The 25,522-nt window shown below is 37.8% G+C and carries 21 protein-coding genes; 10 read left to right on the top strand and 11 right to left on the bottom strand.

The window, feature by feature from the left end; all coding sequences use genetic code 11:
• Positions 1-10 precede the first annotated feature (10 nt).
• The 6 genes from AC07UV_RS02730 to AC07UV_RS02705 all read right to left on the bottom strand — a co-directional run bounded on the left by AC07UV_RS02730 (position 11) and on the right by AC07UV_RS02705 (position 9,408).
• Positions 11-1,561 (bottom strand): RagB/SusD family nutrient uptake outer membrane protein, encoded by a 1,551-nt coding sequence (locus AC07UV_RS02730; RefSeq protein ID WP_495182657.1) that lies wholly within the window; start codon positions 1,559-1,561, stop codon positions 11-13.
• 17 nt (positions 1,562-1,578) lie between these two features.
• Positions 1,579-5,208 (bottom strand): SusC/RagA family TonB-linked outer membrane protein, encoded by a 3,630-nt coding sequence (locus AC07UV_RS02725; protein ID WP_495182656.1) that lies wholly within the window; start codon positions 5,206-5,208, stop codon positions 1,579-1,581.
• A 143-nt stretch (positions 5,209-5,351) separates the two neighbouring features.
• Entirely contained in the window at positions 5,352-6,494 is a 1,143-nt protein-coding gene (locus AC07UV_RS02720; protein WP_495182655.1) for a FecR family protein, read from the bottom strand.
• A 98-nt stretch (positions 6,495-6,592) separates the two neighbouring features.
• Positions 6,593-7,180: an RNA polymerase sigma factor gene (locus AC07UV_RS02715; protein WP_495182654.1), complete on the bottom strand. Its 588-nt coding sequence runs from the start codon at positions 7,178-7,180 to the stop codon at positions 6,593-6,595.
• A gap of 275 nt (positions 7,181-7,455) precedes the next feature.
• On the bottom strand, positions 7,456-8,118 hold the full coding sequence (locus AC07UV_RS02710; RefSeq protein ID WP_495182653.1) for an alpha/beta hydrolase: 663 nt from the start codon (positions 8,116-8,118) through the stop codon (positions 7,456-7,458).
• A 225-nt stretch (positions 8,119-8,343) separates the two neighbouring features.
• Positions 8,344-9,408, bottom strand: a complete 1,065-nt coding sequence (locus tag AC07UV_RS02705) for an NADH:flavin oxidoreductase (RefSeq protein WP_495182652.1) — start codon at positions 9,406-9,408, stop codon at positions 8,344-8,346.
• Positions 9,409-9,519: 111 nt separating this feature from the next.
• On the opposite strand from AC07UV_RS02705, the gene AC07UV_RS02700 reads away from it, so the two are divergent.
• From AC07UV_RS02700 to AC07UV_RS02670, 7 genes are all read left to right on the top strand, one after another.
• Positions 9,520-9,861: a winged helix-turn-helix transcriptional regulator gene (locus AC07UV_RS02700; protein WP_495182651.1), complete on the top strand. Its 342-nt coding sequence runs from the start codon at positions 9,520-9,522 to the stop codon at positions 9,859-9,861.
• 144 nt (positions 9,862-10,005) lie between these two features.
• The gene (locus tag AC07UV_RS02695) at positions 10,006-10,599 is read left to right on the top strand and encodes an RNA polymerase sigma factor (RefSeq protein WP_495182650.1); all 594 of its coding nucleotides are present in this window, start codon (positions 10,006-10,008) and stop codon (positions 10,597-10,599) included.
• 99 nt (positions 10,600-10,698) lie between these two features.
• Entirely contained in the window at positions 10,699-11,841 is a 1,143-nt protein-coding gene (locus tag AC07UV_RS02690; RefSeq protein WP_495182649.1) for a FecR family protein, read from the top strand.
• Positions 11,842-11,931: 90 nt separating this feature from the next.
• Entirely contained in the window at positions 11,932-15,555 is a 3,624-nt protein-coding gene (locus AC07UV_RS02685) for a SusC/RagA family TonB-linked outer membrane protein (protein ID WP_495182648.1), read from the top strand.
• Between the two features lie 14 nt (positions 15,556-15,569).
• A complete protein-coding gene (locus AC07UV_RS02680) occupies positions 15,570-17,018 on the top strand; it encodes a RagB/SusD family nutrient uptake outer membrane protein (protein ID WP_495182647.1) in 1,449 nt (482 codons plus the stop codon).
• Positions 17,019-17,096: 78 nt separating this feature from the next.
• A complete protein-coding gene (locus tag AC07UV_RS02675) occupies positions 17,097-18,287 on the top strand; it encodes a thioredoxin family protein (protein ID WP_495182646.1) in 1,191 nt (396 codons plus the stop codon).
• Positions 18,288-18,295: 8 nt separating this feature from the next.
• Positions 18,296-19,444 (top strand): redoxin domain-containing protein, encoded by a 1,149-nt coding sequence (locus AC07UV_RS02670; RefSeq protein WP_495182645.1) that lies wholly within the window; start codon positions 18,296-18,298, stop codon positions 19,442-19,444.
• A 91-nt stretch (positions 19,445-19,535) separates the two neighbouring features.
• Here AC07UV_RS02670 and AC07UV_RS02665 read toward each other — a convergent pair whose 3' ends face one another.
• From AC07UV_RS02665 to AC07UV_RS02650, 4 genes are all read right to left on the bottom strand, one after another.
• Positions 19,536-20,066, bottom strand: a complete 531-nt coding sequence (locus AC07UV_RS02665) for an NADPH-dependent FMN reductase (protein WP_495182644.1) — start codon at positions 20,064-20,066, stop codon at positions 19,536-19,538.
• A gap of 257 nt (positions 20,067-20,323) precedes the next feature.
• Positions 20,324-20,860, bottom strand: a complete 537-nt coding sequence (locus AC07UV_RS02660; RefSeq protein WP_495182643.1) for a GNAT family N-acetyltransferase — start codon at positions 20,858-20,860, stop codon at positions 20,324-20,326.
• A gap of 278 nt (positions 20,861-21,138) precedes the next feature.
• Positions 21,139-21,537, bottom strand: a complete 399-nt coding sequence (locus AC07UV_RS02655) for a hypothetical protein (RefSeq protein ID WP_282253533.1) — start codon at positions 21,535-21,537, stop codon at positions 21,139-21,141.
• 55 nt (positions 21,538-21,592) lie between these two features.
• The gene (locus tag AC07UV_RS02650; RefSeq protein WP_495182642.1) at positions 21,593-21,889 is read right to left on the bottom strand and encodes an NUDIX hydrolase; all 297 of its coding nucleotides are present in this window, start codon (positions 21,887-21,889) and stop codon (positions 21,593-21,595) included.
• A 453-nt stretch (positions 21,890-22,342) separates the two neighbouring features.
• Between AC07UV_RS02650 and AC07UV_RS02645 the strand changes: the two genes are divergently transcribed.
• The 3 genes from AC07UV_RS02645 to AC07UV_RS02635 all read left to right on the top strand — a co-directional run bounded on the left by AC07UV_RS02645 (position 22,343) and on the right by AC07UV_RS02635 (position 24,739).
• On the top strand, positions 22,343-22,642 hold the full coding sequence (locus AC07UV_RS02645; protein WP_495182641.1) for a hypothetical protein: 300 nt from the start codon (positions 22,343-22,345) through the stop codon (positions 22,640-22,642).
• A 24-nt stretch (positions 22,643-22,666) separates the two neighbouring features.
• Complete coding sequence (locus tag AC07UV_RS02640; RefSeq protein ID WP_495182640.1) at positions 22,667-23,512, top strand: helix-turn-helix domain-containing protein; 846 nt, start codon at positions 22,667-22,669, stop codon at positions 23,510-23,512.
• Positions 23,513-23,578: 66 nt separating this feature from the next.
• On the top strand, positions 23,579-24,739 hold the full coding sequence (locus AC07UV_RS02635; protein ID WP_495182639.1) for an MFS transporter: 1,161 nt from the start codon (positions 23,579-23,581) through the stop codon (positions 24,737-24,739).
• 43 nt (positions 24,740-24,782) lie between these two features.
• Here AC07UV_RS02635 and AC07UV_RS02630 read toward each other — a convergent pair whose 3' ends face one another.
• On the bottom strand, positions 24,783-25,394 hold the full coding sequence (locus AC07UV_RS02630) for a hypothetical protein (RefSeq protein WP_495182638.1): 612 nt from the start codon (positions 25,392-25,394) through the stop codon (positions 24,783-24,785).
• Between the last annotated feature and the right edge of the window lie 128 nt (positions 25,395-25,522).

Raw genomic sequence — 25,522 nt, 5'->3', positions numbered from 1 at the left:
GATAGACCTATTAATTTAATCCAGCAGGTAGATATGGATCGCTATTGGGCTGTAAATTCCAGCTTGGATTGGCAAGTATGGTCGGATTATTGATCTGTAATGTAAAAAATTTACTGATGATATCCGCTTTGTAGGATTTGTTACCTATGGTATGGATGACCTGCGTTTTCGACCAAGGTTTTCCTTTATCTAGTGCCAATCTCTTGATGTCGAATGTCCGTTGATAGGTGCCAAGCTGCATTTCCCGTCTACGTTCTTTCAGAATTTCCTCTAGTAATTGATCCTGACTAAAAGCCCCGCCATTTGGAAGATCTGTATTTGCGCCTGAATAGCGATATTTGCGCAGGATATTAAGATCGATTAACGCTTGTCCCATTTGGTTTAACCTTGCATTTGCTTCCGCTTTTATCAATAGCAGCTCGGGATAAGTCATTCCCTGTGAAGCGATCATTTTGTTGTCTCTATAATACTTAAGGCGTACACCATCATCATGTTTCACACCGCCTTCAACCACTGAATAGCCCAGCGTTTTGAGCATAAATAGCTTGTATCTCCGATCTGCATTTTTATCAAATAGCTTGATAAATTCTTCCGAAGGATAGGGAGAATAGCTGTAGGGGGTAGGGCGATAAAATAGTTGTTCCCTATTGTAAGTCTGTTTCAGTAAATTATCTTCGCCTAGTAACTCAAGACCAACTTCGGCATCGGTACCAGCTGGTGGAGATGCATTTGGATCTTGTCTATAACTGAATTTATTTAGGTTATAGATAAGATTGTCAGTATTACCTTTGGCTGCAATGGCTTGCGCCCATGCATCATTTGCATATTTGGACATTTTGGTCCAATCTCTTTTGAACATGTATAGCTGTGCTAACAAGGCATTAACTGCTGGCTTACTTGCACGGGTTGGGTTTCCAACGGTATTTGGAGCGCCGGTCAATGCATCGAGCAAATCTTTTTCTGCCAGATTTATAATTTCATTTGTGCTGGCGAGATCGGGATTGGGAATATTAGGTGAACCTGTTGTCCGGTAAGGAAGCACTTTTTGATCATTTTTACCTTCGGGATCGTACATTGGGCCATACCCAAGTCCTCCGACAAGATAGGACCAAGCTCTTCCAGCTTTTGCCTGTGCAACAATTATTTTACCCAGATCTGAATTTTCCCCCTTAAGATTTGAAACTTCATCAATGGCAATATTGAATATGCCCGCAGCACGATAGATAGCCCACTCCCATGTGTATTGGGGATCTATCGGATTCGTATAGGGGTAATAAAATTTAAATGCAGCCCAACGATCTACATTCGGGTGCGTACTTTTGTATAGATATATAGCCTGATTTTCACTGATCGTTAGGTTGTCACCCATAAAAGCATAGAAGCAACCTCTGTTGTTGTCTGCATAAAATGAGCTAATGGTATTTGTATTATTCAATAGATTCTCCAGATCTTCGACTTTTGAAGGAATCAACTGTCCAATAGGTTTAACATCCAGGTATTTGTTGCAGGAGAAGGTCGATATGGAGACCAGGCCCAGTGCAAGGTATATTATTTTTTTCATTTCAATTAATTTTTAGGTTAGAGTCCGAATCGTAAACCAATAAATATCTCGCGTGGTAAAGGCAGTGAGGTAAATCCTTGATCTGTTCCTGCCCCAGTACCACCACTTACATTGAATTCTGTAGTTTCGGGGTCTATGTCCACATCTTTGGCCGTAATACGAAATAGGTTTCTGCCCTGGACAAATATTCTTGCGTTGGTAAGACCAATTCTTTTGCTCAGTTTCTCGAGATTATAGGAAAGTGTGATGTCCCTTAATTTGGCATAACTGGCATTACCTACATTGACATCCGCAAAAGGGAAGGAGAACATATCCATATTCCATTCTTCCAAAACGGGATATATTGTATTCTTTTCGTCTCCCGGTTTCCGCCATCTTTCGGCTACATGTCGGTTTTGATAGTTGGATCCACTAAACGTATCCTTCCTATATTTATGGCCTAGCTTTGCTATAAACATAAAAGATAGGTCCCAATTTTGATAGCTGAAGCGATTTGTTAAAGCAAGATCCCATTTTGGTCTAAAGGTCCCCTGATAGACCAAGTCGGTAACTTCAGCATTGCTTGCCAATACAACCTGATTGTCTCTAGTATAAACTTGTGTTTGACCGAGTTCATTAAGACCTGCAAAACGATAGCCCCACAACCCGTCTGAAGGATATCCAGCAACCATGATTCCTCCTGGAGTAGTATAACTACCTGTGTACGGGCGGCTTACATTGTAGTGTTTTACTTTGTTTGCGTTAAAGGAGATATTGGGCAAAATATCCCAGCTAAATCTACTATTTTTGATAGCGTGGACGTTGAGCCCAAGCTCAAATCCATGATTGGTCATTTTCCCTACATTTTTTGTTAGGGAGCTAAAACCTAGAGTCGGATCTGCGGCGTCGGCAGCTAAGAGGTCAGAACTGTTCTTGTTGTAATAATCAAAGCTACCTTCTATCGTATTGTTGAATAAACCAAAGTCTATTCCCGCATTGGCAATATTCGTTTTTTCCCAGCGCAATTGCTTATTGGGAGGCGAGGAGATTCCATAGGAAACTCCTCCCGTTGTAGGACTGTAGCTGCCCACGCTCAAAATCAAAAACGGACCATTTCTCAGGGAAATATTTCCATTGATACCATAGGAACCTCTGATATTAAGTTTACTGAAAACAGCTTTATCCCACCATTTCTCGTTACTTAATTTATAAGTTCCTCCAAGCGACCACATCGGTTTGTAGCGGTACTTTTTATCTGTACCAAAGAAATTGGTAAGATCTAGTCGGATACTTCCGCTTAGGATAAATCTATTGTCATATTCGTATGATCCATTGGCATACCAGGATACAAAGCGATTATCTCCATAAGTTAGTGAACCATCGGTCAGCGATACGCCACCATTGGGAAATAGCATATCTGCGTTGTAAATTCCAGCAGTAAAATCTTTGATGTTGACAGGGATAAATGAACCTGCATTTTCATTATAGCCAGCTCGGGTAGCCAATCTATTGTTGTCAGAGGTGATTTTTCTGATTTCGTTTCCGATTAAGGCGTGCAACAGATGTTTGTTATCGGAGAAGTTTTTGCTATAATTGAGCTGTGTACGAAGCGTCCAGGTTTCATTGATATTTTTGAATTCGTCCAAGATGCTTCCATCGGGAATATAATGATTAGCGGGATTTGATTTGGAGGTACCATCGTTATAGGCGATACGAGCATTATAGGAGTCTGCCCGTTGGATATTTTTGACATTTGCCGTTCCTTTGACCCAATTACCTCCGACTTCTGCTGTAAGTCCTTCTACGATATTAGCTCTTAGAAACCCGCTCATCCTAAAATTATAGATATTGCTGTAACTGGGCATTTTTCCCATGTCTTCTAAAGGAACATAATCCCAGGACTTCATGCCGGGGGTGTTTTTGTAGGTATTTACCTTATATTGACTGATACCCCATATTGCTGCCGGATTGCCATTGTCGTCCAATAGATTGGTATACGGCATAATCATTGATCCTCCTGAAAAACCAGCTAAAGATTGATAATTGTCACCTGCCAATTCTGGACCGTAGATGGTAGAATATGTAAATGAAGTGCTATTCCCTTTATTATACGTGAAATTGGCAGCAGCTCCAGCGGTTAAGAATGGAAAAAGCTGCCATTCGTTTTTAAAATCGGTGATTAATCGTTTTGAATCATTGTTAATGAGATTGTCCTTGGTCTGTTGATAGTTGACGGAAAAATTATAACTGCTTTTAGGCGATCCGCCAGCGATATTAATGTTATGCTGATGGGTTACTTTATTTCTGAAAAACAGATCCTGGATTTGATCTAAAGCATTGATACCGCGAAGTCCATTGATCTCAGCCATTGCATCTTGATGGCTAATCTTCCCTTCACGCTCTTGCATCAACAGATAGGTCACCCGGCTCATGTTATATGGATCCATCGTTGAGGGACCATTTGGATTCAGGTTGAAAAGGTCTATCTCTGCGTCAATATAGTCCGATGTTGTCGCTTTATTCAGATACTTTAGCTGTGGTTTCTGAATAATATTTACAAAACCTGAATAGCTTATTTTAGGTTCACTATTTTGTCCAGACTTTGTAGTAACAACAATGACCCCATTGGCTGCTCTAGAACCATAGATTGATGCGGCCACACCATCTTTTAACACAGTTATGCTCGCTATATTCATTGGATTGATATCATCTATTGTTGTTTCAACGGGATAACCGTCAATTACAATCAAAGGTGTTTTTTGTGCATTAAAGGTCGAGACTCCTCTAATTTCTATTTTGCCGGCCTTATCAATAGTTAATCCTGTTGTTTGCCCTTCAAGAGCACTTTTGAGATCTGTAGCTAGTTTTCTTTCCAGTTTTTCACCGCTAACATAACTGAAAGATCCAGTGACTCGATCTTTGGGGAGTTTCTGATATCCAGTATTGACTTCTACTGTAGCCTCATTTAATGTCCCCGTTTTTAATGCCAGTGTGATGACTCCGAGATTGTTTGTGACTGGGATAGTGATGCTTTCATACCCTATATAGGATATGATGATATTTGTTCCTACGGAAGAATTATCTAAAGTGAATTCTCCATTACTATTAGTGATGGTACCTTTTTTTCTTCCTTGTATCATTACGTTGGCGCCGACAAGTACATTGCCATTTTCGTCAACAACTTTTCCTCTTATTTTGGACTGGTTTTTAAGATTAAGTAGTAGTATTGTTTCTTTTAATTGAATACCACCAATTTCAGACTGACGCTGTTTAACCATGATCATATCTTTTTCCAGTTCGAAAAAAATGGGCGTATTCTTTTCAAGGGTTTTTAATGCCTCTTGTAAAGGGAGATTGTTAAATGAGACAGAGGTACAGGTCAATGGATCAATATTTGGTGCTGCCCATAAATAATGGTAACCCGTCTGAATGTTAATTTCTTGCAGTATCTTTCGCAGACTAACATTTTTTTTATTGATATTGACTCTTTGTGCCATGGTATTGGCCTGGACCCCGATCATCCCTAAAAGTAGCAGTGATGATAAAGAGATTTTCATAAGCGCATTGGTAAATATACGCGATACAGATTTTTCACCTGTACTTTGTTCATCTGTCGGGACTACACAAAAGAAGTCTCCAACATCTTTTTTGGTAAAAAAATGATACATTTGTTACGGTTAATTGATTTTAAATAATGGTAGTTTACGATCCTTTAACTTTATTAAGGGGACGTTGGCGCGTCTCCTTAATCGATCTGACATAAATTTGCGGGTGTGTTCTCCTTTCTTTTAGTGATATTAGATTAATAATGTTAGTTTATTTTGACTTTTGATTTTTCTATAATAAAATTGGCGTTACTGGCTTTTGATAATAACTTAAATAAATCTTCAGCACTAGCATAACGCGGAATAATTCCTTCAATTTTTACTTTCCTTAGTTTTTGATCTATAAATTCAAAATCGAAATCATACCAACGCGCAAGTTTAACCATGACGCTTTCCAAGGGCTCAGCGACAAACTCGAATTGATCTTTAGTCCAGGCAATATCGGATTGATTATCTACTTCGCGTTTATAAGTGTTTTGACCAGCGGTCGATATGGCCTGTTCGTTTGGTTTTAAAATGATAGCTTCTTTTGTGGCGGTACTATTATAATTGATTTTTACCGATCCCTCCATGAGTGTTGTGATTGTGGATTTGTCTTCACTATAGCTACTTACATTAAATTTTGTGCCCAGTACCTGAATTTCCTGCTCATTACATTGTACAAAAAATGGAACAGCGGTGCCATCTCCATTTTTAATTTTGCTGATTTCAAAAAAAGCCTCCCCGATAAGCTTTACCGTCCTTTGTTTATGATCAAATTCCTCCGGAAATATCAACGTGGAAGCCGCGTTTAACCTAACTGCACTGCCATCGGGAAGCAATATATGATATTGACCTCCTTTGGGAGTGCTTATAATCAATGTTTTTTCCTGTTTTAAAGGATTATTTGACGTGATTTTTTTTAATTCTTCAGAAATGTTGAAATATTTTTTTTCGACAGGTAGTTGTAGTGATTTTCCATCTTCAAGTTGAATGGAAGCGCGAAAACTACCTGGAACAATATTCCGTGAGGTACGATCGAGCTTAAGATTCCAAAGGAGGATAAATAGCGCGGCAATTGTACAGGCAGCAATAGCAATCCCATATTTTTTAATAAAAAGATGAAAGAGATTAGGTCGTTCAAATGTAATCTTACTTTTTGCTTTTTCAATTACCTCATGAACGGGTAAAGAAAAAGCCCAATCAACATCCTGTTCATAGGTATTATTTGAAATCAGGGTTTGAAATAACTCTTCATGCTGTGCTGAGGAGGAGCGCCAATGATTCAATTTTGTCTCACCCTCATCGGATAGGATCCCAAGCTTTTTTGCAGATATTAATTCACTTACTTCGAAAGGGCTCAGCTCCATAAATTCTTTGGTTAGTATTTATGATTATAACAGAATTCGAAGCTAGAATTGCTATTCCTTTTTTTGTTTTATTTGTAATTATCTGATTGTTAGTGTTTTTATTTTTTGAATGTGTCGATTAATAATAACACTAGAAGATAATCGCCATTGTCCAATAACTGTTTTAGCAAAGCCAACCCCTTTGTTTTCTGTGTGTAAACAGTGCTGCTAGTTATATTTAATTTTTGTGCAATTTCTTTCGTATCTAGACCATCTATGATATTTAATCTCATAATGGTAGCACATTGAGTAGGTAGTTTTTCTAATACATTTTTGATCAGTTGTAATGTTTCTGCATAAATAATCCACCTGCTATCGTCTTCAACAATACTGCTTATTTGATTGGCATAATTGTCATAATTAGTCAAGCGTCTTTTTCGCTTGTCCAGGTAATTGATAGTCGCATTTTTTGTACTCAGGTAAAGAAATGACTTTAGCTTGTCGTAAGAATCAAAATGAAAGTCTGTTGACCAAATTTTTAAAAGAACATCTTGGACAAGCTCCTCCGCACTTTCTTTTTCTATATCGAACTTGATCGCATATAGGCATAAGGGCGAATAAAACCTATGAAATAGGAATTCAAAAGCTTTTTCATCTTTTCTTAGAAAAGCTAGGAATAATTTGGATTCGTTTAATGCGTCTTCCATGTACTGGTAGAACAAATTAATGAATTTTTAGACATAAATGAAAGGATAAGAAAAGATTTTGGATGATAGTAGAGTATATATAATTTTTTTCCTGACATTAAAATAATTGGTGGTGACAATTTTCAATCGTTGAAAGATAACATGAAAATATAAGCTACCATTAAATGGAAGGAAAATTAACCTGTTTTTGTTTCTAATATTTATCCAAAGTTAGTCGTTAAACTTCTTTATCGTAGTTGTTCGGCTGATAGATCGTTGAAGATTAGATATAGCTATTAATGACTCAGATCTTTATATAATATCTCCTGTATGAGTGTTTCAATTTCTTTTGCATGAGTGACTGTCATAAAATGACCAGCCCTTCGAATGATAAAAGTGGGGATTACATTTCTAATTGGGATAATGCGGTCTTTGCTGCCATGGATATGGATTAAGTTGTTGGGAATAGTCTTGTTTTTCCATTTTACGATTTGACTGATCGCCCAAAACAGAAATTTAGCATCAGTATCTTGTAGTATTTGTTTAAGCATCATTTTATCTTCTTTTAAGGTTATGCTAAAGAAATAATTTGATAAAATATGATGTGATTTTAGAACTGAAGTAGGAATAAATCTGTGGATTCTAAGTGTTCCGATAAGTTTATAAAGTTTAGGAAGTTCGTTTTCATGTTTTGCAGATGCGAGTAAAATAACTTGTTTTACATCAATAATTTTAGCTATTTCCATGGCAACCATACCTCCGAAAGATAATCCAATAAGAACGGGACATTTAGTCGTAATTTTAGTGGATAATCGTCGTGCATAGCATGAAATTGATTCTGTTGAAATTGGAGGGATCCATTCCAAGTGTATGACTTTTAAGCCCCCAAAATTTATTTTGTCAAATACCCTTCGGTCAACACCTAATCCACTAAGTATATAAATATGGGTATCGGACATAATGATAGGTTAAATGCATTTTAACAGCAATTTATTAATAATGTGTCGATATCCAAAATCAGAAAAAATTAAGCTGAGGAAGTTCATATGATTTTAAAAAAAACAAGATACCCAAACACAAATGGATATCTTGTTTTATCCATAAAAGTGAATGCTCGTCTTTTACGGATTTTTATCATATAACTGTTAATATGAATTATTAGAATACTTGGCGCATTGATCTAGCTAAGACAATGTTGCTAAGCTTTTAGACTCAAAGATAGATAAGTCTTCGAATTGTTCTGCTTGAACTTTTTTTACCCAATTTGGATCTTGCAAAATTGCCCGACCCACTGCAACCAAATCGAAGTCTCCTCTTTCATATCGACGTACCAGTTCATCCAGTGAAGCTGGAGACGATTTAAATTCTGAATTTGTAAATACTTCACCAAAATCTTTGTCGAGTCCTACCGAACCTACCGTTATTGTCGGTTGACCAGAGACCTTTTTCAGCCATCCGGCGAAATTTAAATCACTACCCTCAAATTCTGGTTCCCAATAACGTCGTTGGCTTCCATGGAAAATATCCACGCCCGCATCAACTAATGGTAAGATCCAGTCTTCCATCAGCTTTGGGGTAGGGGCTAATCTCGCAGTATAATCTTGCTGTTTCCATTGTGATAGCCTGATGATAATTACAAAGTCAGGTCCAACGGCTTTTCGCATTGCTTTCACTACTTCGACAGCAAATCTGGAACGCTGCTTTATTGTTTCACCACCGAATTCATCTGATCTGTGGTTCATTCCCTCCCAAAAGAATTGATCAATCAAATAACCATGTGCGGCATGTATTTCAAAGGCATCGAAACCTAGCTCTTTGGCAGCTTTTGCAGCATCAGCATACGCTTGGATAGTATTTTCTATATCCGCCAAAGTCATTGTATCAGGACTTTCAAAAGCTGCCGGCGGAGTCCACTGCATTGGCGTATACCCTACATGCCAAATTTGAGGTGCTATTTTACCTCCTTTTGCGTGGACAGCATCAAGAATGTTTTTCCAACCATTTAGTGCTTGGTCTCCATAAAAATTTGGAATATCCTTTAAGTTTTTTGAGGCTGGTCTCTCGATCACAGTTCCTTCGGTTAGAATCAAACCAACGTCTCCAGCTGCCCGCCGTTCATAATAACCTGTAACGACATCTCCAGGGATCCCGTCAATAGAAAATGCTCGTGTCATAGGGGCCATGACGAAACGGTTTTTTAATACAAGATTTTTGTATTGGAATGGACTGAAAAGTGTTTGTATGCTCATTTTTTTATATCATTTACGAATTTCTTTACAAAGATATTTTAAATAGTGTATTTTTGTAACTATTGATAGTATAAAGTAGTTACCTTTGTGTAACTATCAATTGTTTTTGCAATGAAGAGAAATGATTTTAAGAATTGTTCATGCGCGATGCAACGCTCTATGGGAATTTTGGGAACAAGGTGGAAGCCCATTATTATATACACCCTAAGAGATCGAAAAGCCCGATTTGGACAACTCGATGCATTGATCGAAAATATTTCAAGAAAAGTACTGACGTCCTCTTTAAAAGAATTGGAGGAAGATGGCATTATTTTGAGAGAAGAATTTAAAGAGTTACCTCCTAGGGTGGAATACGCTCTGACTGAAAAAGGAAAGGCACTTATTCCGATTATGTGTCAATTAGCAAAATGGAATGAGGAATATTATGAGGAGCCTGCGCCGTTGATATTATAAGAAATAACAAGTACTTTACTTTTTTTGGATTATATATACTGTTTTTTACTGAAATGTAATAGCAAGAATATCTATAACTAACGGAATATGAAATTTTAAACCCAGACGGTTCATATTTATTTAAAATTTAGGTAATATTGAATTGTGAAAAACAAGGTAAATCAAGAACACAATAAACAAGATTTCATCGAATCTTTTCGTGAAGGTGAAAGAGAAGGATTGAAGTTCTTGTATAAAACCTTTTATAGTCCAATGTGTTATTTTCTCGAAAAAATGAACTTGGATAAAGTTATTATTGAAGAAATTGTCCAGGATGTGTTTTTAAAACTATGGGAAAGACGAAGCGATTTTAATCATTTTGAGTCGATCCGGAGTTTTTTATATACAAGTTGCAGAAACGCGGCACTTAATCGGATTCAACAACTTAAGAGATCACAACAGCTTGCTGATAACTATATCACACAGGTAGATCTGATAGACCTGCCAATCAGTCATCAAATGATCTATCTGGAAACGTTACGTGAGGTTCACGACGCTATAGATACCTTGCCAGAACAGTGTCGACATGTAATATACAAGCTGGTCGTAGAAGATTTAAGCCCGCAAGAAGTTGCGATTTCCTTAGGTATTACCACAAGTACTGTATACAATCAAAAGAAAAGAGGAATTGAACTTCTTAGACAAAGGCTTAGGCCTGATCAGTTTTTTTGTCTACTGTTACTTCTTCTGTATTATTAGGTTGTAAATTATAAATTTGATTTTCAGTTGGTTATAAGAAAATCCCCCATCTCTTTAGAGAAACGAAATCAAAATATTGTTTTAAGTATATAAAGCAATATGGAGCATACAACCGAACATATCATCTATTTATTGAGTAAGTCAAAACTTGAGGGATTAAGTTATGAGGAGCAATTGCAACTAGATTCTTGGCGACTCAATGCGGCTTCGAACCGAGAAGTATGTGATATGTTGGATAACAAGGAGATGTTGGCCAGAGATTTGAAGGGCTTATATGCTTACGATTGGGAAGCATCCTTTGAAACTTTTGAACAGGAGCATCTGAGTGCTCCAAAAACTATTTTCCCTTTCAGAAGGATTTGGTCGTATGGAATCGCTGCAGTATTAATTGGTACGTTAACATTATTTTTTGTTCGTTACCTGATGGATGCTGGATATCAGGCAAATCCAGACGTAAAAATCCTCCCCGCTCAAACCGCAGGTACAATCTACCTGAAAAATGGAGATTCGATCGCCATTTCACCTAAAGATACTGTATTATCTTTCGCTACTCTACCCAATAACCTGACTAAAGGGAATGATAGCTTACTTATTTCTACCCCCAAAGGTGGTAAAATGGCCGTTCTCTTACCGGATGGTACTAAGGTCTGGATGAATGCTGAGACCCAATTGGATTATTATGAAACAGATAGTCTCAGACTGGTTCGATTGGTCGGCGAAGCTTATTTTGAAGTAGCAAAGAGATACTTCCTCTCAGGAGAATTATCACAAGTGAAACCATTTAATGTTCAAACCGGAAATATTCACGTGACGGTATTAGGTACGCATTTTAATGTTAAGGCAAATAAAAGTCTAAGTGACTTTAGGGTTACCTTATATGAAGGAAAAGTGAGGGTTCAGCAGGGAGAAAGGCAGATTATTTTATCTCCTGGAGAGGAGGCATATATCAATACTGGTCATATCCAACGTAGAACCATAGATACTGAAATCGGTAATGCATTGAAAGATGGTTATTTTATATTCAACTCTGAACCGCTGTCTGTTATTATGGAGGATATTTCTGTTTGGTATAACGTCAATGTGGTTTACCTTGATAACGAGATAAAGTCAGAAAAATTTGAAGGGATGTTGTCCCGTAATAGCCGCTTAAAAGATATTATCAATGTACTAGAGAGTACAGGAAAAGTCAATTTCAAATTTAAAGAAAACACAATTTATGTAGATAAAAAGCAATCTAAATGAAAAGACGAAGCCCTAAACGCTTGCAACAAATAGGGCTTCTGGTCAAGCAATTCTAACTGTAACTGAATTTTAATTCTTAACCTAAAACAAATGTATAAAAATTATGCAGAAGTTTGTCGTGCCCTACACGGACAAGCGGAAATTATGAAAAACAGCGATCGGACAGACTTTTGGGGAAGGTCGCATTGGAGGGGAAACATTATGCGTATATCGCTTACTACTATTATGATGTCCTGTTGTTTGCTTCATGTAGGAGCTAAAACTTACGGACAAAGTGTATCTATTCATGAAAAATCTGTTTCGTTGAGAAAAGTCTTTTTGACCATCAATAAACAGACGGGCTACTCCTACGTATGGGCAGCAAAGACTATTGATCCAAATACGAAGGTTCAGCTCAATGTTGAAAAAGGAACACTGAATGGAACACTTGAAAAATTATTGAATGATCTGAATCTTAGTTTTGAAATTAAGGGAAAGATAATCGTTGTACGTGAAAAAGTCGAACAAGGGGGAATTGTTTCGAATTACAATAGTTTATCAGATCAAAAGATGCTGATCAAGGGCTTTGTTGTTGATGATAATAATCGTCCATTACAAGGTGCGACCATTCGTGTCAAAGGTGTACCACAAGGTACGACTACAGATCAAAATGGGTATTTTGAAATCAATAGCGTCAGTGCAAACAATTTGTTGGAGATTACAATGGTTGGATTTTCACCACTTTCACTTCCGGTAAAATATAATCTTGGAACTATTAGGCTGCATGCAATAGATGCACAATTGCAGGAGGTAAATGTAACCGTAAATACAGGGTATCAAAAGATCAGTAAAGAGCGAGCTGCTGGTTCCATCGCGCAAGTCACTGCGAAAGATATGGAGGGACGATTGCAACCAAACCTATTAGATCGAATTGATGGATTGCTTCCTGGCCTGAATTTGGTTCGTAACACCGCTAGTCCGCAAAATAACAAAAATAATTTAGGCATTGAGATACGCGGTCGTTCAACAATCAACGCGCAGGCTGCACCTTTAATTGTCGTTGATGGAATGCCTTATGAGGGAGATCTCACTGCTATTAATCCCAATGAAATTGCTTCGTTTACTGTTCTAAAAGATGCATCTGCGGCCTCAATCTATGGTGTACGATCATCCAATGGAGTTATCGTCATTACAACAAAGATTGGTACAGCAGGCAAAACTAAGGTCGACTATAGCAATACATTGTCTTTTCGCGGGCTGCCAAGTCGCAATTATCTGAATAAGATGAGTAGTGCTGAATTGGTGAACTTTCAAAAAGAAATGTTTGATTATCGTTCTGGCGATTACGCTGCGATAGACCCCAGGAAGGCTATGAATGACGTTTACCGAATTCTCTATAACAAGAAAGGAGGTGTAATCTCAGGGGAGGAAATGGAGAAGCAGTTGGATGTTTATCGAAATAGGGATCGTTTTAGTCAGATGGATGAATTCTTAAATACGATTCGATTTGACCAGCAGCATAATTTAGCGGTTTCTGGAGGATCAGACCGATATACTTATCATTATTCGTTGAATTATAACCAGCCTGGAGATTATAACAAAGGAAAGCCTACCAATAAAGAACTGGGATTTAGCTTGAAAAATAACTTAAAGTTTACGGATTGGTTTAACTTAAGAGCGAATATTCTAGGGAAAAATCAAAATAGAGAAGGAGACATTGGTTTCAATTTTTACGACAATTATATTGGCGGAAAAGCTTCATATTATCTTCTCCGTAATGAGGACGGTTCCGCTTCCCAGTGGTTTAATTCAAAATCTCAATATGAGATAGATCGCTTAAATGGATTAGGCCTGGAGGATGAGACTTATATCCCTGTAAATCATGTTTCTGCTGTACATGAAAAGTTTTATAATAAATATCTCAATTTAAATTTTGCAGCAAACTTTAAGATTACTAGAGGGTTGGATTTCGACTTATCCTATCAGAGTGAAAGAACCGAAGGTTATAATGGAACATTAAATAGAAAGGCCTCACAGTTGGTCAGTGCTATGGTTAATGATGCTACACAGATCGGAAAAGATGGATTAATAAAACGCAATATTCCTCAGGGAGGGCAATTTGCAGAACAACGCAATGATGTCAATAGTTATACCTTACGTGGTCAGTTCAACTATCAGAACACCATCCATGATAAACATGAAATCGTTGCTATAGCAGGTGCTGAACGTAGGCAAATTAATAATCGATATACCAATATCTATAAATATGGCTATGATGAAAGCAGTTTAGTTTATAAAGGAATTAACGAAGAGTTGTTTGGAATTCAAATTCAAAATACACAGGCACTGTTTAATAGTTATTCTATCTCGAAAAGAGAAACCGGTTTTCAGGATTTAGTTGATAGATTTGTCTCTTTTTATGCGAACGGATCTTATACATACAACAAAAAGCTGACATTAAGTGGAAGTATACGGATGGATCAATCTAACCTATTCGGTACGGATATCAAAAATCAATATAAACCTTTATGGTCTATAGGGACGTTGTATCATTTGCCAAAAATAGATTGGCGGCCATTAGATCGCTGGTCTCTAAGAATGACCTATGGCGTGAATGGGAATGTACCGAAGGACAATGGGCCTTATTTGATTTCGCGGGTCAGTAATAGTTTAAACTATTTTAATGGTGAAATGCAGGCCTATATCGCTTCGCCTCCTAACCCCCTGTTAAGGTGGGAGCGGACAAGTGTATTCAACTTTGGACTTGATCTTTCCCTATTCAATAATAGACTTTCCTCTTCTATAGATATTTATAGCAAAAAGACCACAGATCTTTTGGGAAATACTCCATTAGATCCAACATTGGGATGGGATATGGTGTTGCTTAATTATGGTGATATGCGCAATAAGGGGATCGAGTTGGGGCTTAATGGCAAAATTATCCAACACGAAAAGTTCAGCTGGAACGGTACTTTGAATTTTAGTTACAATAAAAATGAGATCACGAATCTATTTGTAGAACAAAATACGCCTTACTATTATTATTATACGCCTCAAAATCGAGTAGGTATCCCGATGGGTAGTTTATATAGCATCGATTATGCTGGCTTGAACGATAAAGGAAGGCCTTTGGCAAGAAAAGCTGACGGTAGTTTGGTTGAGAATACACAGCAACTGACGGTTGACGATCTCATTTATGAAGGAACGACAATTCCGCCGTATAATATTTCTTTCAGAAATGGATTTAGATATAAAGACTTTACCCTTTCCTTTATGTTTATTTTCAATGGGGGTCATGTGATGCGAGGTGTTCGCCCCGAGTTCTTGAGCAAATACGCCGAACTGAACTATAACAGTAACTTCGATAAGCTTTGGTTGAATTATTGGAAAAAACCGGGAGATGAAAATAACCCTGATATTGCTCCTGCTTTCATTTCAGCGGCCTCCGGAAATATCTCAGATATCTATAATGCAGCACATAAGTTTGTTCAAAAGGCTGATTATATTAAGTTGAGAGATGTTTCACTATCCTATAATTTTCCAGGTAAATGGATTGCACCAACAAAGCTGAGTTATATACGTCTGACTGGGCAGATATTAAACGCTTGGCGCTGGGCCGCAAATAAGGATAATCTCGATCCTGAAGTCTGGACTGGATTTAGTTCGGTAAGTAGCCCAAGTAGGGGAGTATTGGCTCCAGTGGTATATAATTTAGGCGTATCTGTAGGATTTTAAAAAAGGAAAACATAATGAGAAAAATATATATTGGATTGTTATTTGGCTTATTGACTTTGAACAGCTGCAATAAGTACTTAGATATAAAACCCAAGGGGTTCACGATTCCGGAAGCTCTTAACGATTACAAGTTATTATTAAATGACCAGTCGTTGGTACGTGCCTCTCCCGTTTATCCAAACTATCTGGCGGATAACCTCCAATCGGGTGATCCACAGGATGTGCAGTCCGCAGCTAGTTTTGATTACTATGATTATGTCAAAAAGCAGCTATACAGTCTTGCTCATGGCGCAATATTCGAAGATGGTCAGTATGACCCCTACTGGGAAACGGCATATAGTCATATCTTTACTTACAACGTAATTATAAATAATGTATTGACTTCATCCGATGGCTCGGAGGGTGAGAAAAAAAGGATATGGGCCGAAGCAAAAATTGGCCGGGCATTTGAGTACCTAAGCCTGGTCAATATCTATGCTGCCCATTATAACCCAGCTAGTGCGGATAAGGACTTAGGTGTACCGCTGGTTTTGCAAGAAGATATAAATCAAAAATATGAGCGTGTGTCAGTACAGGTTATCTATGACCAAGTATTAAAAGATCTTAATGAGGCACTTCCTAATTTAAGCACAACACAATCAAATAAATTTCAGGCAGTACGCTTTGTGGGGTATTCTTTTTTGAGTCGTGTTTATCTGTATCAGGGGAAATTCAAAGAGGCTTTAGAGAATGTCAAGCAGGCGCTATCCACCAATAGAAATTTGATCGACTATAGCTTATATACAAATAAGGACAAAACAACATGGGGAAGGGTTTGCTTAAAGACGGATAATACAGTACAATTCCCAGATTCAAGAACCAATATTGAAGCCGTATGGTCAAGATTAGGTACAAGTTCATTGGGGACACAAAATGCTGAATTTTATGCATCGAAGGAACTGATTGATACTTATGCCAAAGATCTTCCAGCTGGAGCGAATGACAAGCGCTACGAATTATTTTTCTGTCGCGATCAAGCCTCCTTTGGCCCTAATTTAGTCAAATTTCCTGGACGTGTGCTTTATGCCCCATATGTTGAATTCAGCACAGGATTTAATACGCCAGAATTATTTTTGATCGCAGCGGAAGCAGCAGCGCGTAGTGGAAACACTGTAGAGGCTTTAGATTTCTTGAATACGCTAAGAAATAGTCGTATTGAAAATAATAGGGCATTGACAGCTAGTGATCCGAAAGTGGTGCTACAGTTGGTTCTAGAAGAAAGACGCCGTGAGATGCCTTTTACGGCTTCTGATAGATTGATCGACCTGAAGCGTTTGGTTATTGCGGACAATTATAAGAAATCAATTAAGCATCCACTGGCCGATAAAGTATTTGAGATGGAATCAACAGACCTTAGGATGGTACTTCCTGTTCCGCCAAAAGTACTTTCCTTAAATCCAGGAATTCCACAATACGAACGATAAAAAATATAAATGCTTTTACCTAACCAATCTTTGCCGATCATACGCAAAGATTGGTTCGAAGTTTTAAAAAATACTTTCATGAAGAAACTACTATTGACATCGCTGGCCTTTGTACAGTCTGTAATATTGCTGGCACAAGAACATATACAATTCCAAAAGCTAACTTTTAGCGAGGCGAAGGAATTGGCAAAAAAAGAAAATAAACTGATCTTTTTAGATGGTTTTACCTCTTGGTGCGCACCCTGTAAATGGATGGAAGGCAACGTGTTTTCACAGCCCGAAGTTGCGGAATACTTTAATTCGAAATTTATTAATACCAAGTTCGATTGTGAGGTAGGTGAGGGAGTGGACATTGCAAAAAAATATCAGATAAAAAGCTTTCCTACCTATTTGTTTCTGGACGGACAGGGGACATTGATCTATAGAACACAGTCCCGTATGGAGGCTGATCTTTTCCTAAAGCAGGCGCAACAAGCGAATGATCCTAATTATCAGATTCCGAATCTACGCAGGCAGTATGATCAGGGAACTCGTGAATCTAACTTTCTATTGCGCTACATAAAAGTTATGGAACAAACGGACAATAAGGCTACAGATAATGCTAAAAAAGCGTTGGACAGTGTTGCCTCTGATGAGTTCTTGCGAAGTCCAAATGGTTGGGAAACGATTAAAATGATGGCACAGCGTATAGATGACCGTTACGGTAAATTTTTCGAATCAAACAAGGCGTATTTTAAAAGCATAGCCTTGGCAACAGAATTTGAAAATAAGGAAATACAGCTCTTGAGGTATGCGATGTATGGTTACATCCGTGATAACAAAGCCGACGAATTTAGAAAGGGGCTGGCCTATTTTGAACAGTCAAATAAACCGGAGCACAAGATTGAGGCCGCAATGTATCAGGTTGAATGGGTCGCAGCTCATGGTACAGAAAATGAGTTTGTTTCGTTGACTGACAACTTGCGGAAAGGGCTCCTAAAAGACGAGGATGAGAAGCTTAGTTTTATCGCCCGACGTAATGCCAATGCAAAAGGAGATGTCGCTAAACCTGTTATCCTTAAACAATGTTATATCTTGGCAAAACAGGCGGCAGAGTTGAATCCATCGAGCTATTCCAATCAGGGTACCTTGGCAGATATCTGCATTGCATTGAAGAAAAAGAAAGAAGCGATCAAAGCGGCAGAAGCCGCGAGAGGTTTAGCCGAGCTGGAAACTTCAAAAATCATTAAACTGGCAGATGCGCTATTGGAGCGTGCCAAAGCACTTTAACAATCAACATGAAAAAAATATTTACATCAGCTCTTTTGAGCTTATCTATGATTGGAATTGTCGTTGGACAAAAACAAGATTTTCAGCTGGATTTCAACGGACAGACCCATTCTTCAGAGGCTAAGGTATTTGTGCGCTATTTTGTTGGTCAAAAACTGAAAATAGATTCTGTCAGTTTAAAATCTTCAAATGCAACTTATAAGGGACAAATTGATGAACCTACACAGGTCATATTGTTTTATTCTAAAGATGGTGCTTCCTTTTTCCATAGAAAGGGGAGACCCATGCAACGACTTACATTTTATGTAGACCCTCTTCAGGCCAATACAGAAATTGCTATTAAAGATCCTTTTGAGTCATCTATTGTAAAAGGAGGACAATTGCAGGCTGCTTATCGGAAATATCAAGATTATTTACATCCCTATGAGAAGGAGCAGATCGCTCAGCAATCCAAACGTGCTGATTTATATCAGGAAAAAAATCGAAACGAAGAAGCACTGAGGCAGGTCTCGGCAGAGATCGAGAAAATCGAAGAGCTGCGTGTACAGGCACAGCGTAAATTTATTGTCGAAAATCCGGATAATTATTTTAGCTTACTGGCACTTCAGGAGGTAGCGCGGTATGGAAGTGATGTCAGCCTGATTGAACCTATGTTTCTCAAATTATCTGCTAACTTGCGAAAAACAGCAATAGGAGAGAAACTTGAACGGGAAATCTTGCTTGCCAAGAAATTGGGGATTGGACAACCAGCACCGGATTTCGGACAATTGACACCAGATGGTCGATTGCTGAAATTATCGGATTTCAAGGGCAAATATGTATTGTTGGATTTTTGGGCTTCTTGGTGTGGTCCTTGTCGTGCAGAAAACCCACATTTAGTTGAAATCTATAAGCAATTTAAAGGACCTGCTTTTGAGATTTTGGGGATCTCACTTGATAAACCAGGAAAGAAAGATAATTGGACAAAAGCCATCGAACAAGATGGTTTGAAATGGCCACAGGTATCCGATCTAAATGGTTGGCAAAATAATGCTGCCCAGCTATATGGTATTCAGGCTATTCCGCAAAATTATCTAATATCCCCTGAGGGTAAGATTGTCGGCATTAATTTAAAAGGTGAGCAACTAGCTGATAAACTTAGAGAATTAACTAGATAAGGTTAAAAAGGGGGATTGCAATTTGCAGTGCCCCTTTTTTAACTCAAAAAAGCGAATTCTCTGTGTCAACATCCACCCAATTGAAAAATGATTAGAATAGTTGTTTCTTAAAGTTGTCTATTCTTTCGTTGAGTGTGCTGAGATGCTCGGGGTTAATGACACCATTGTTCAGGTCAAAATTTTCATAGAATTTTGGCAGTGAAAAGCTTTCTTTGATTATAGCGCCAAATTGCGGGAAGAATTTTTGAGCCTCGGCCATTACATTCCCACCACCATAGCCACCAGGAGAGGTAGTCATTAACAACATGGGTTTGTCTTGAAATACCTTTACGTTTATCCGGGAAGCCCAATCGAAAACGTTTTTAAAGGCAACACTATACGAACGATTATTCTCCGCCAATGAACAGATAATGATATCGCTTTCGGTAATATTATCCAGAAAACGATGAGCTTCCTCTGGAAAACCATTTTTTTCCAGGTCGACAGAAAAAACAGGCATATTATAATCTTTGAGATCAATCAAGTTTATTTCATGGTCACTAAAACTTTTCAGAACAAACTTGACTAATTGTTTATTGATTGAGGTGGAAGAATTGCTTCCAGCAAATGCAAATACTTTCATGTTGTGCTTTGTGTGTTTGTCTATACCGTGAATTTACCGAATTTTTCGATAAAAATGGTCCCTCCATTTCATTATTGGGTTATAGTAGGGTAGTATTATTTTATATGGTGATAGGTAGATATCTGCTTGAAAAGATGAGTCTAGTACCATTACCAATATTTTATCTGCTAGAATAGGCCTGATGAAAGTAAAAACAAAACTAAATCTAGTGAGATCGAACAAAAACTGGATTGTTGTTTTCTTGAGCGCGTAAAATATTATCTCCTATTTTCTTTAAAAATAGAATACATTGGGATATCATAATATTTTCCATTTTTCTTCAGATGTTGTTTCAGTAGGGCCTCTTTTTTCATACCTATTTTATCCATGACTTTCCCTGAAGCTGGATTGTGAGGAAAATAAGTGGCATAGATCTTATTGAAATTCAATTCTCTGAACCCAAAATCGATAATAGCTTTTGCCGCTTCAGTGACATAGCCATTATTCCAGTTTGGAATGCCTATCCAATAGCCTAACTCCGCTTTATCCGAACCTTCATCGTGAAGACCTATAGCCCCAAGGAATTTCCCTGTTTTATCCCGAATTGCAAATGTAAAACCCTTTCGATTTTTAAAGGCCTCGGCCGATAGTTTAAGCCAAAACTCAGCATCTTCCTTCCGATAGGGGTATGGAATATTTGACGTATAATCAGAAAAGATCTTGTCCTGAAGGTAAATTACTATCTGCGGAATATCTTCCTCAGTTATTTTGTCGAGAATAAGTCTTTCTGTTTCTAATCTAGGAAATTCATTCATCTTATCGGTGTTATAAAATGGTTGTAAACAATTGAATTAATGTTACCGTGTATTTAAGACAAATTTACATATCATTTTAAAATGATATATGCTTTTACAATTATCTTTATTCTTCCACTTTTTTGAATAAGTTCGAATTTCATAAATATCAGCTTTTACTCATTTTGTAGATGTATACTCAGGTGATAGTTAATGTGCATACCAATGTAATATAGGGCTAAACATTAATTGCGTAGATTATTTAAAAATTGATGGTCTAAAATAATAATGGTTAATAATTAAGATGGAGATTCACTTTTCCCATGCTGATTGTTCTCTATTAATTCAATGTGTCCTTCAATAATCAATAAATAGAAGTTTTCGAAACAATCCTGATATATTTTGTGCTCAAGAAGTTTTATCTCTTCGGTAATTCGTTCTTTGGGTATGCCGGTATAACATAATTCCGGATTAGCTTCCATGATTTCTTCCCGGCAGGAGAAATTATGGAGTTGTTTATATAACTCGTTCAGATCGGCAATATCTTCACTGCGATGGTATGAAGGATGAAACCATACCCAAAACTCTGACTGATTTTTATAGGGGTGTGGTAGTAATTGAACAGAAGTGTCCCTAAATAAATCTCCGGGATGCTTTTTATAGCGAAAATGGGTTGCAGTGGTCTTTATACTATTCATACGGTTAATTTGAGTAAAGATCTACAAAATATATTCGAGAATGAAGAGTATCAGGTTAAATATCGTTAAATTTATTTAATAATAAAAACTTATAATTATTTGTATGCGTTCTGTCCTTTTCACGTCCATCAGCCACTGCTTCAAAAATACCAAAAAACCTGACGGAATCCTTAACAATATAGACATTTAACTCCTCAAGTATTTCTCGCTTTAAACATGCTAAATCAGTTTTACCATGTTCTCTTTTTCCACCGGGGAAATATAGTTTGTCTTTAGACTTGGAGCGAGTACTTAAGATTTTTTTATTGGAGATATGAATTAACGCGACCTTATCAATGATGTTATTGTCCATTTGTGTTATTTAATTGTCGAATATAACAAAAATGTAGATAGCAAATTTTTCCATATTTACACTATCCAAGATTCTCGAGTGCGAATTTTTATGTGATCATTACCCTCGTTAAACAAGTGAATAACGGTGAGATCCCCGATAAATCAGATTTAGAAAACAAACTAAATACAAAATTTTACGCACTATAATGGATTGGATTTATTGAACTGAAACTCTAAATAAAAGCTTACAGGTAATAGTGTGATTTAAATTAACTAACTTAGCTATTATCCTTGGTTGCAAGGTTCGGAACATTCCCTAGTGAACTAGAAAAATGAACCGGCTTTGGGCCACTTGCCCCCGAATTTTCGGGGGCTTGTTTTTTATCTTTTAAAGTGTTGAAATCCGTAGTTTTGAACAACCCTAACAGCAGCAAATCAACATTACTTCAAGTAGAATTGGAATAGAAAACTAATGATGATAAAATTCCTAAAAGTAAAAGGTACACTCTTTTTTATCCTTGGGATATTAGGGTTCGTTTGTGTCGCAGCAACCATTACGATATTGGGTACGGCGCATTCTGCTCCAGATAAATTGATGGCTATATACATCGGAATATTTGGTCTGATTCCAATCCTGCTGTTACTCATTGTCGATCGGATCTGTGTATGGAAATTTGGAGCAACCAAAGTCAATAAAGTAGAAATGTATATCCTCGGTATCTTTATTTTACTTTTTGTCTTGAATTGGATCCGTCTACAGTCGCAGCTTTAGCAGGTATAGAGTATACTAAAAACTATGATACCCATTCATAACAAAGAATTGTCCACACAGGGAATAGAGATGCTTCCTTTTAAAGATCTCTCTCAAGGACCTACCGTACCCCATCGGGATGACCACTATATGTTTATCCTACAGCAAAAAGGGCGGTCATGCTGGACCATCGATTTTAAACAATGGACACTCGAAGAGGTGTCAGTTTGTTTCGTAGCACCAGGTCAAGTTCATCAATGTGTATTGAATGAGGGTGCCAAATGCTGGATGCTTTTTGTCGAGCCTAAACTAGTCCCGATGGAATATAGAACCATGATCGATTCTTTTATGTATAACGGACAGGTTATAACTTTGGGACCAGATCATCCTGTATTTACGCTGGCTGCGATCCTATACAATTTTATCGAACAAGGAGATAAAATCTTCTATCAATCTATTCTCCACGCACATGTCAATGCCCTAATAGGACAGTTAACAGTAGCTTTTGTGCCCCAAAGTCAAATACATAGGAAGACCGGTAGCCACAAGTACCAACTTGTTACAATGTTTAAAAACCTGATAAGCCAGCAATTTAAAGAAGTAAAGCAAGTAAAAGATTACGCGGAACAACTCCATATAACGCCTTTGTATCTCAACGAGGTGAGTAAGGAAATAACAGGGTTTATCGCTAGTTATTGGATAAAGAACGAAGTACTATTGGAAGCCCAGCGGCTACTATTTTACACGAATATGGATATCAAAGAAATCGCTTTTTGCCTAGGCTATGAAGACCATACTTACTTTTCGAGGTTCTTCAAAAAAAACTTAGGGTGCACTGCGGGGCAGTTTCGTCAAAATAACCATTATTTGTCCAATTATATACATGAATAACGACCTGTAATATACTATATCGCTATCTAATTTTGCATCTGTAAAATTTAAACAACATATACAGATATGAAAGTAGAAAACCAATCGATGTGGACAATTAGTCCGATTATGATTTCGGTATTTGCGATATACCTCTGCATCGGTATAACGTTAGGAACAGTTCCTGCACTGATAAAAAATGAACTTCATTTTAGCCCTTTAATTGTGGGAGCAGTAGTGGGGATCCAATTTATTGCCACTTTATTAACCAGAGCTTTTGCTGGTAAAATGGCTGATACTAAAGGTGCCAAGACCGCCAAACAGTATGGTGTTGTTATGACAATGTTAACGGGCCTAATCTATATGACTGTATATCATCTTCGAGATTTTCACCTATTGGCATTATTGATGCTCTTTGCTGCCAGGATAGTACATGGTATAGCTGAAAGTTTAGCTATTACTGGTGCATTAACTTGGGGTATTGGACTGGTGGGACATCAAAAATCGGGGAAAGTTATGACCTGGAATGGTATCGCTATGTATGCTGGTATTGCCCTGGGGGCGCCATTAGCTATTTATCTATCCGGGGCATGGGGTACAAGTTATGTTTTTGGGATACTGATTTTGTTGTCTGCCATAAGCTGGCTATGCACGATCAAGCTACCCAATCTGCCAGTGGATCCTTCGCACCAACGAACTCCTTTCTATAAGGTGATTGCGATGATTTCCGAACAAGGACTCGCATTAGCATTTTCTTCAATAGGATTCGCCTGTATATCATCTTTTGTCACGCTACTTTTTACGGAAAAAAGCTGGGTAAATCCATCCTTGGCCTTTTTAACTTTCGGAGGTTTTTATGTCTTGACAAGGGTGTTTTGCGCTTCTTTTCCCGATAGATTTGGGGGTTATAAGGTAGCTATGGTCTCTTTAGCGATTGAAATGATTGGGCAGATGCTGATTGGTTTCGCTAGTTCGGAAGCCATGGCCATTATAGGTTGTAGTCTCACTGGAATTGGATTCTCACTGATCTTCCCAGCTCTTGGTGTGCTGGCCATACAGAAGGTAAGTCCACAGATGCGTGGAACAGCATTGGGTGCCTATGCTGCATTTTTTGATATTTCGCTAGGAATAGCCGGACCAATTGCAGGTATTATTGCTGGGTGGCACGGGTATCAATCGATCTATTTCTTCGGTGGAGTAGCTGCAGCAGTATCTATGTGGATTTTGATCGTTCAGAAAAACAAATAATTAAACTTTAACGATGTCTAGGACTCCAAGCTTTAGCTTGCTGTTAATCCGGTTTGGTAGCCTTAGCTAGAATATTGGCAATGAGCTGGTCAAACTCAGCTTGTGAATCGATGAGGTATGCATTTTGATAATGGTCGATGCGGTGCTTGATATTCGTATGTATTTCTTGTTCACTATAGGTGGAGATAATAATAACATATTTATTGCTGAGGTCGATTTGCTCTAAAATGTCATTAACCGAAAAGTTACCACCACTACTAAAGAAAAGTATGTCGGCTTGAGCTGCAGCTGTACAGAGGTTGGCGTCATTGAGTAGACTGAGCTGATTATTGCCTTGGATCAGAGTCGAATAAGTGTCAGTTAACCAGAAATAAGGCTGCCAAAGGCAAACAGTGTAGCATGTTTTGAAGGGAAGCGGAACCCGTTCATTTGAATTGCCACATTGTTTGTTGTGAGCCGCGGGTGAAAGGAATTTATCTACTGTAATTGGTCTGCTCGATAGTCGCGTAAGGCTTCTGGCTATATTAGCTCGATATATGTTGTATTGCGTAGCCGTATCAAAACCTTGGCCAATGATACTGTAGGTATATAATTTCTGTGGCCAGATAAATAGCATATTAAAGCGTGATCTGATTTTGTTATACAATATCTTCATTTCATTACAAATAGCGTCAAGAAAATCCTTGGTATTAATATCCGATTTCTTTTCATTCCTCGGGATAGAAAATAAACCGGATATTAGTGTTAAAGGGGCTTATTGGGTTAGTCCAGTTTGGGGCTAAA

The organism is Sphingobacterium sp. GW821-FHT03E03 (genome assembly GCF_059420745.1).
The sequence above is the reverse complement of the archived record's forward strand: the minus strand, read 5'-3'. Positions and strand labels throughout refer to the sequence as shown.

Coding starts and splice junctions, on each gene's coding strand:
- AC07UV_RS02715 (WP_495182654.1), bottom strand. CDS start 7,180: ATGGAAGACGCATTAAACGAATCCAAATTATTCCTAGCTTTTCTAAGA.
- AC07UV_RS02635 (WP_495182639.1), top strand. CDS start 23,579: ATGAAAGTAGAAAACCAATCGATGTGGACAATTAGTCCGATTATGATT.
- AC07UV_RS02685 (WP_495182648.1), top strand. CDS start 11,932: ATGTATAAAAATTATGCAGAAGTTTGTCGTGCCCTACACGGACAAGCG.
- AC07UV_RS02660 (WP_495182643.1), bottom strand. CDS start 20,860: ATGAATGAATTTCCTAGATTAGAAACAGAAAGACTTATTCTCGACAAA.
- AC07UV_RS02705 (WP_495182652.1), bottom strand. CDS start 9,408: ATGAGCATACAAACACTTTTCAGTCCATTCCAATACAAAAATCTTGTA.
- AC07UV_RS02670 (WP_495182645.1), top strand. CDS start 18,296: ATGAAAAAAATATTTACATCAGCTCTTTTGAGCTTATCTATGATTGGA.
- AC07UV_RS02630 (WP_495182638.1), bottom strand. CDS start 25,394: ATGAAGATATTGTATAACAAAATCAGATCACGCTTTAATATGCTATTT.
- AC07UV_RS02640 (WP_495182640.1), top strand. CDS start 22,667: ATGATACCCATTCATAACAAAGAATTGTCCACACAGGGAATAGAGATG.
- AC07UV_RS02710 (WP_495182653.1), bottom strand. CDS start 8,118: ATGTCCGATACCCATATTTATATACTTAGTGGATTAGGTGTTGACCGA.
- AC07UV_RS02675 (WP_495182646.1), top strand. CDS start 17,097: ATGAAGAAACTACTATTGACATCGCTGGCCTTTGTACAGTCTGTAATA.
- AC07UV_RS02700 (WP_495182651.1), top strand. CDS start 9,520: ATGAAGAGAAATGATTTTAAGAATTGTTCATGCGCGATGCAACGCTCT.
- AC07UV_RS02720 (WP_495182655.1), bottom strand. CDS start 6,494: ATGGAGCTGAGCCCTTTCGAAGTAAGTGAATTAATATCTGCAAAAAAG.
- AC07UV_RS02665 (WP_495182644.1), bottom strand. CDS start 20,066: ATGAAAGTATTTGCATTTGCTGGAAGCAATTCTTCCACCTCAATCAAT.
- AC07UV_RS02680 (WP_495182647.1), top strand. CDS start 15,570: ATGAGAAAAATATATATTGGATTGTTATTTGGCTTATTGACTTTGAAC.
- AC07UV_RS02690 (WP_495182649.1), top strand. CDS start 10,699: ATGGAGCATACAACCGAACATATCATCTATTTATTGAGTAAGTCAAAA.
- AC07UV_RS02655 (WP_282253533.1), bottom strand. CDS start 21,537: ATGAATAGTATAAAGACCACTGCAACCCATTTTCGCTATAAAAAGCAT.
- AC07UV_RS02730 (WP_495182657.1), bottom strand. CDS start 1,561: ATGAAAAAAATAATATACCTTGCACTGGGCCTGGTCTCCATATCGACC.
- AC07UV_RS02725 (WP_495182656.1), bottom strand. CDS start 5,208: ATGTATCATTTTTTTACCAAAAAAGATGTTGGAGACTTCTTTTGTGTA.
- AC07UV_RS02645 (WP_495182641.1), top strand. CDS start 22,343: ATGATGATAAAATTCCTAAAAGTAAAAGGTACACTCTTTTTTATCCTT.
- AC07UV_RS02650 (WP_495182642.1), bottom strand. CDS start 21,889: ATGGACAATAACATCATTGATAAGGTCGCGTTAATTCATATCTCCAAT.